A 7,553-nucleotide genomic window follows, 5' to 3' on the forward strand; every position below is an offset into this window, starting at 1 on the left:
TTTGCTGAAATTTACTTTTGTTTAAATAAAATACTTCTTTTTTAGAAATAGTTTTTCCTTGAATCCTTTCGTGTTTGTTTAACCATTTTAGCTCAATAGCTATCTCAATGCATCTATTGATAGCGGATTCTATTTTTTTCCAGTTCCTAGAAGTAATATATCGATTCATCCTCAAAGTATAAGATAGGTTTTCGAACCCTATTTCTATTTTATCTGGCCATTCTTTTGATCCTGAACTATTCATTTTTTTTCTCGTAGCTGTACTAACAATCCAGTCTATGAATGTGTAAGTGAATTTTGATGCATTTGGGAATCTTAATTTTATTTCCTGATACATATTTGCAGGCTTTAAAACGAAATAGGAATCAATTTGATCTACTATGATAGGACAAGGTTCTATGATGAACCCTTTATGTTTTTTAGAAATCAGATTAAGAAAAGGTTCTTCATCCAAAGCTTTATTTTCTTTTGGAGTCAGACCTTCCCAACCTTCACAGATGCGTAAAATAGGAGAGAAAGTTTGATAGCGATCAACGACTTCTTCTCCTTTATTCCATCGTTTTCTTGTCGCAACTATTAGATAAGGCTCATTCCCTAAATGATACAATGCTTCGAGAGCTATTAAAGCTTCTTTGCCTCCAAACTCATTCTTATTTCTAGATGTTTTATATTTTTTTACTCCATAAGCTTCTAAATATTCTGACTTTGTGAATTTAATTCTCGGAATTGTTCCTTCGAATTTAAAAGTATTTGTTTCTCTGGATAAATAAGATCCTTCTAAATTTCCTCGATAATTTGTTGCTGTTAAGAGTTTTTGAATCGCTGCTAAAGCATGATAGTGAGATGGTTGTAAATCTAGCCCTATTACTTCGATTTTAGATTCAGTACAAATGCTCGGGAACAGCTCGAATAAGTCTTCTGATAACTGGGGTTTTCTCCCAAACTTTTGGTTCTCTAAGTGAAGAGAACTTTTAATTATCTGATTTTCTGATTTCACCATGCTTCTTTTTGAATTGTAAATTTCCCTGTGCACGAATTAAATCTTAGCGTTGTTGAAAACACAGAACCATGTCTATTTTTCCCTACTATGATTTCTGAGAGTCCTTTCGTAGCTTCCTGTGAATAATAGTCTTTTCTATGTAAGAATAGTATGACATCAGCATCTTGCTCTATTTGACCGCTATCTCTAAGATCTGACAACATAGGCCTCTTATCTCCTCTGTCTTCTACCTTCCTAGATAGCTGTGATAAACATACAACGGGTATTTGTAACTCAACAGCTAATTTTCTCAGTTGTCTTGAAATTTCAGCTATTTCATTTTGGCGATTCTCTGCTTTTTTCGAAGATCCTATTAACTGCAAATAGTCTATAAACAAAGCATCTATACCTTGATTTTCTCTTAATTCCCTAGCTTGATCTATTAATGTATTTAGATCTGTACTCTTGTTATCACATATAAAGAAATGAGTTCCTTTCAGCTTTGTTCCAATGCTTTCTATTTTAGATAAAACATCCCTAGAAAAATTACCTCTTTTTAATTGTTCGCAAGAAGTCTCACTTAAATTTGATATAATTCTCTCTACAATTTGATTTGGGCTCATTTCTAATGAAATAAAACCCACAGCCTTTCCCTGTTCTAAAACGAGATTAAGAGCTATGTCTATAGCAAAAGCGGTTTTACCCATAGCAGGCCGTGCAGCAATAACAACAAAGTTTCCCCTTGATAATATAATGCTATGTTCGTCTATTGAAGAATATCCTGTAGGCAATCCATCTACATAATCAATCTTATGTCTGGATCTATAATCATACCTGTGACGTATTTGGGCAATAACACTAGCTTTGCCATTTTCCCCGGATGAAAATATGTCATAAACGGTTTTCCCTATATGTTTTCGTCTTGGATACGATGTCTTTTCATAAATGTCATCCAAGCGTTCTTTGAACTGATCAATAAGAGTGTATGGTGAACGTCTATTTGGATATCTTGTAAAATCTTGAAAAGATGAATCTAAGAACTCTTTAAGTAGGTTATTGACATGTTTTTCATGCAAAAAGTCAATATGATGATCTAAATCTATAGGGATGTCTGCATTTTGAGACATATGTATCAAATATGAAACATCCATACTCTTATCGAGATTTCTTCTCTTTATCTCTTCCCAAATCAGGGATATTGATATTGTATCTCGGTCTCTTAATATATCCCGTATTAGCAAAAATATATTCTTATGATTCTCTGATTTGAAGTGGTGCTCCGATAATCTACGAACAACAACATGCGCATGTTCTAAATAATTAACAGCTTGTCCTAAGACAAAAAACTCAACATCTAGGAGATCTTTTTCTTCTTCAGATTGTTTTATCATAAGGTATCCAGAAATAACTTCGAGGATTGTATAAAAGAAATATAAATTACCTGATTATTTCTATAATCAGGTAAAACTCATAACTTATATCACGAGGTTGTGTGTGCGTAAAGGCAATTCACTACATAGAAATTTAGATACAATCTTTGGGAATGAAGTTTATTCAAACAACCTAACACATCAGGAATTTCTTTCTGTTAGAAACCAGCATCTTTGGGAAAAACTAAGAGATATCCCACTTTATGAAGCTGTGCATACATGGCTGTCTTCTTTAACTAATCATACATCTAGATCGTACAGAGGATCTATTTTAGCTTTAGAAAGAATAGGTTTGATTTCTTTAAAAATGCCACTACAGCAATTTGCTCTGCTAAACCACAACATTATATTAGACGCTATAAAACAAATTCCTACCACAGTAGTGTGTTGGTCTGAAGGAACAAAGCAAGTCAGAGCAGCATGTTATATATCCCTAACTAAGTTTTTAAATCGAGTAACATCTGGAATAATATCTATAGCACAACCATCTCATCAAGAATCCAATAAGACATTTTACAAAATCCGAGATCTGGTCAAAACAAATGCTATGAACCAAGTTGAGCGGGTATTATTTTTAGAGGAATTATCTAAAATTAACTACAGAGATTGGTTAATAGCCCAAACTATTCTTCAAGGTGCAAAACGAGTAACAGAAGCTCTATCAGTTACAACAGACCATATTTGTTTTGAAAACGGAGTCATATCTTTTAATCAAATTAAAAGTCGAGGTGTGTTTAAAACAACAATTATTACCTATCCGCAAAAATTTATGAAATTACTTCAAGATTATGTAGGGGAAAGAAAAGGGTTGGTGTTTATAACTAAGAAAGGCAGGGGTGTTGGTTTGAAACAATTGGCAGGTACTTTTGCTAAAGCAGGAATAAAAGCACACATACCATTTAAAGTAACACCCCATGTTCTACGAGCTACCGCAGTTACTGAATACAAAAAAATGGGGTGTTCAGATTCCGATATCATGAAGATAACAGGTCACTCATCTTCGAAAATGATATACGCTTATGATAAATCTACTATAGCCGACAACGCATCAAAAAAAGTGTCTCTAATTTAGTCATAAAGTGGAAATCAATAATTTCCACTTAAAAAACTACAACTAAACCAAAAATCATCCAATTCTATATAATTAAAATTATATTAAAATATTAAAGGTAGTTGAGACGTTAAGTTGTCCGTCATGCCTGTATCATAAGCTGATAACATTTGCGTAGAAGATAAACACGATACTCGCATTATCTCTTGGTCAGCAAAGCCCATTTTTTTTAGATATGCTAGAGCACTAGCTCGTAGAACATGAGGTGTTACTTTAATTGGAGAATTAATATCACCTTCAGCCAACTTAAAATAATAATAAACCTGATTGATTGCTACCTGTTGTCCTTCACCGGAAACAAAAACCCAACCCTCTCTATTCCCAAGATAATCTTGCAACTCTTGCATTAAGAAATTAGGATAGCTTACCTTCACCTCTTGGTATCTATTTTGTCTCTTTTTTACCTTGAATGTAACCTGATTCTTAGCAAAGGATATGTCTTCAGTCCTTAAAGATATTACCTCGGTTAATTTTCTGACTCCTTGTATGATCAACTTGCCTATCAGATAGTCCCTAAAACTAATCTTTTTCAAAGCATCAAAAAATAACAACCACTCTCTTTTCGAGATAAATTCTGTCTTCACCTTATCTCTAATCTTATAAAAAGTTGGGTTCCCAAAGTCCTTAGAAGGACTGGCGTGTTTAATAACCCCTTTGGTTAATCGATAAAGAAACTTGGTAAAAGATATATAACATGCTGCTCTAGCTTGTTTTGATGCCTCTGAAACCGGCTTCCCAGAGTACGTGAAAGTTAAAGATTTTATTCTGTTCAGAATATCACAATGATCACAACAGACTAAACCTTCCAATTTCATGGAACCATCTAATATATGATTGGCTACTAGAAACTTGATACCCGAAGCGTAATTCTTTCTAGTAATAGGAGATAAGGTTGCTAACCATACATTAGCTGCTTCTAATACTGTCAGAAATAATCTACTCTTGTGGTGGTGACTCAAACCGCTCATACTCAGTCTCAATATTTTGTAATGTACAAGTCTTGCGCAGTCTAAGTTTTTTTCAACCAAAAGTCTACCACCTAAAGTTGCAAAGTCTACCACCTAAAGTTGCAAAGTCTACCACCTAAAGTTGCAAAGTCTACCACCTAAAGTTGCAATTCTTCTCGGGATTTCTCAGGTTTAAATTCTTAAAAAGTATATTAATACTTTTTATTTGCTGCTGATTTGAGTCAGCATCTGATATCTACCTTAAGAGTTTTCTCGAACAGTTGATGCAGTAAGTTTTTGTTATATTCAGAAAGCTCTAAACCAGAAGAAACTATTTTTAAAATATCTATAAGTTTCTCAGAAACTTCCTTATTCTTTTCCTCAAAATCTACACACCGTTCTGTCTGAGAAGACTTTAAAGGAGGTAGGAACTTATTTAATACATCGATAGCTAGAGCATTCGATAAACCGCTAATCTTTCCCAAAACCTTAAGTTTATCTTTAACAGATCCTTTTCTAGAAGCTAATAGATATGCCGTTTTATACGGTATTGACTGGAATAAAGACTTGGTATTCTTATCAGGCAGGCTAATGAATAACTCGTAATATCCTAGGGCGTTATAAGCTGAAGACTTTGTACGAAAAACAAGATTGATCCAAGATGAAAATGTTGTATCAGGAGAATTCATGTTTTTTAAGATTTCTCTGACCTTATAGATTTTCTCTCCTATTAAAAGAACGTGTTGTTTTTGTATGGATTTAATTTGCCCAGTAAGTAGCTTAATAGAAGCTAATCCTCTATTATATTCTTCATCGAACTTACTATTTTGGCTAACTACTAAGTTTTCTATTTGCTCCTTTTCAATATCACTTAGAGATACTGAAAACACATCCATAGCGAATTCCTTTTTAAGAAATTCTTTAGTTGTGTTTTCTTGATTCTTTTGAAAAAAAGCGGATGCTTCTTTAGTTAATTTACTCACAGAGTTTCCTGGACTAATTTTTCATCAGAGAATAGCTTGTTTTCTATCTCTTTAGTTAAGTTTAATATGTCTTTAGCTGCTCTAGAATTTGGGTAGGCGTTTATTACTGATGATTCTTTTAATAAAGATCTGCTGACAGTAACATCTCTTCGTATTTTACTGGACAAGATTTTACCTTCATAAATCGTTTCTATAATGTCCATGTAAGTTGAATTTGTTGAATTTCTTTCATCCCAAAAAGAAAAAACTATTCCTAGTATATCCAAATTGTTTCCGATTGTTGAACAGAACTCTTTTATCTTTTGCAAACCAAGAATAGAGAATGGTTCTGGGGTTAAACACACAACTAGGTAATCACTAGCTAAAAATGCTTCTTGGGAAAGAATTCCTAAACTAGGAGGCGTATCCAAAATACATACATCATACTGGTCCTGGACCTTCTGAAGAGCTAGGTGCAAATGATTAACTGATAAACTGATATCTTTATCCAACCCCCTAAAATCTTCTACAAGAACAGATGAGGGAATGATATCAAGGTTTTCTATTTTCGTTTTATGTATGGCTCTTCTAATCTCATTAGAATGTCTTAAAATCTCATTCAGACTGTGATCATCTTGAATTTGAACTCCAAGACCGGTAGTTAAATTTGCTTGTGGATCTAAGTCCACAAGCAAAACTTTTTTTCTGCTTACTTGGGCAAGATTACTACCAATATTAAGGGATAGGGTTGTTTTCCCAGTACCACCTTTAAAAGAACAAAATGCTAGCGTTTTCACACTTACTCCAACGTTAGAGTAGATGTTAATTTATTCAGCTTTTGAGAACATATCTTTTCTCGACAAAATCAACATAATCAAAGCTTTTTTTAGCTTTAAATTATTATGTTCCATTTGTTCGACTATAGGTGAGTCGGGAAACAAGCTTAAAGATGTTTGTATTTGATTAAGTAAGTTTAATATAACGGATATACTTTTGTGGTATAATTCCAATGGAGAATTCAAAAAAGTAATTTTTTCCTTGTGCACTTTCATTTTGATATCTAGTTCTGGAAAATCTTTTTCAACATCTTTTACAATCTTGATAAAATCATTAGTCATATTCTGTTTATCATTCATAATCTCTCCAGTAAATAGACGTATGATTTTTTCATATAAAACCACAAAAAAAATATCCAACGAAAATATATTTAATTAAGTTGCTTATAATTTATTAACCATTTGTTTGTTGTTTTACTTCTAAAAACGATATATTTGATGTTGCTGTAGTTCCTAAAATTGAGTCACCATTTGCCAAAGCATTTACCCAAACCACACCACTATCCATACCACCAACTCTTAGAGAGAATGTAACAGGATCTGTTCCAGTGTTGTTTACAGCCGTTCTCAATGAACAAACATTAGGAATCCCTGATGAGTAACCATAACTAATGGCACAAGGAGATGAATCACCTTCTCTTACAAGAGCGAGAACGACATTCCCTTCCATTCTAGAAGCTATGATGTCAGCAGAAATTAAAAACATACTATTAACGTTGTCGGGTGTAATTGTAAATTTCCCGATTTCTGTTCCACCTAAAAGTGTGCCAATATTAGACTTTGTAAATAAACCGTTGCATTGGATTTTTTCTGATAAAGAAAAGTTCTTAAAAGCTTTTGTAAGTGCTAAATTTTTATCTGATATTATTCTATCAATAACTTCTTGTATTAAACTATTAGTGATATCTTTTATGATAGCATCTACCAAACCCTTCTGTATTTGATCTAGTATTAGCTTTGATAAGGTATCAGCATCTATCGAGAAGTCTATGGTGGCACTTTGTGCATTTGTGTTTGAGATATCTATTTTAAGACCCTCTTTAGCATTCAATTTGGCTGCTGTTGGTGTTGACTTTGTCCCTAATATAAGTTGTTGATCTTGTAAGGGACTTTCCATTTGACCAAGCTTAATATTGTCTGCAAATACACAATTTTGGGTGTCATTTAAGTAAAAACCAGAATTACCCATAATTAAAACTCTTTTTATTTTGAGTTTTAATTTAATTTTTTTTGACTATCAACAATTAATTTTTATTTGTTGTGCTTTGAATTGTTTTATTTGTTGAAA

8 protein-coding genes are annotated in these 7,553 nt (G+C 32.9%); 1 reads left to right on the forward strand and 7 read right to left on the reverse strand.

Annotated elements, in window-relative coordinates; translation table 11 throughout:
- Positions 1–1,000 (reverse strand): virulence factor (locus tag FI836_RS05120; protein WP_139934591.1); only part of this gene is annotated, 1,000 nt, incomplete at its 3' end.
- Entirely contained in the window at positions 994–2,370 is a 1,377-nt protein-coding gene (locus FI836_RS05125) for a replicative DNA helicase (RefSeq protein WP_010891147.1), read from the reverse strand. The genes FI836_RS05120 and FI836_RS05125, both read right to left, overlap by 7 nt.
- A 103-nt stretch (positions 2,371–2,473) precedes the next feature.
- On the opposite strand from FI836_RS05125, the gene FI836_RS05130 reads away from it, so the two are divergent.
- Positions 2,474–3,481 carry a site-specific integrase gene (locus FI836_RS05130; protein WP_006343679.1) on the forward strand — a complete coding sequence of 336 codons (1,008 nt, stop codon included), beginning with the start codon at positions 2,474–2,476 and terminating at the stop codon, positions 3,479–3,481.
- Between the two features lie 83 nt (positions 3,482–3,564).
- Here the strand turns inward: FI836_RS05130 and FI836_RS05135 are convergent, their stop codons facing one another.
- The 5 genes from FI836_RS05135 to pgp3 form a co-directional block, all read right to left on the reverse strand.
- Entirely contained in the window at positions 3,565–4,488 is a 924-nt protein-coding gene (locus tag FI836_RS05135) for a tyrosine-type recombinase/integrase (protein WP_010891146.1), read from the reverse strand.
- Between the two features lie 221 nt (positions 4,489–4,709).
- Positions 4,710–5,450, reverse strand: a complete 741-nt coding sequence (locus FI836_RS05140; protein WP_006343673.1) for a CT583 family protein — start codon at positions 5,448–5,450, stop codon at positions 4,710–4,712.
- Positions 5,447–6,226 carry a ParA family protein gene (locus FI836_RS05145; protein ID WP_006343674.1) on the reverse strand — a complete coding sequence of 260 codons (780 nt, stop codon included), beginning with the start codon at positions 6,224–6,226 and terminating at the stop codon, positions 5,447–5,449. Before FI836_RS05145 ends, FI836_RS05140 begins: the two co-directional genes overlap by 4 nt.
- A 30-nt stretch (positions 6,227–6,256) precedes the next feature.
- Complete coding sequence (locus FI836_RS05150) at positions 6,257–6,565, reverse strand: Virulence plasmid protein pGP4-D (RefSeq protein WP_006343675.1); 309 nt, start codon at positions 6,563–6,565, stop codon at positions 6,257–6,259.
- Positions 6,566–6,659: 94 nt separating this feature from the next.
- Complete coding sequence (pgp3, locus tag FI836_RS05155) at positions 6,660–7,454, reverse strand: virulence factor Pgp3 (RefSeq protein WP_006343676.1); 795 nt, start codon at positions 7,452–7,454, stop codon at positions 6,660–6,662.
- Positions 7,455–7,553: the final 99 nt, after the last annotated feature.

Source organism: Chlamydophila parapsittaci (assembly GCF_006385615.1).
Lineage (GTDB): Bacteria > Chlamydiota > Chlamydiia > Chlamydiales > Chlamydiaceae > Chlamydia > Chlamydia psittaci.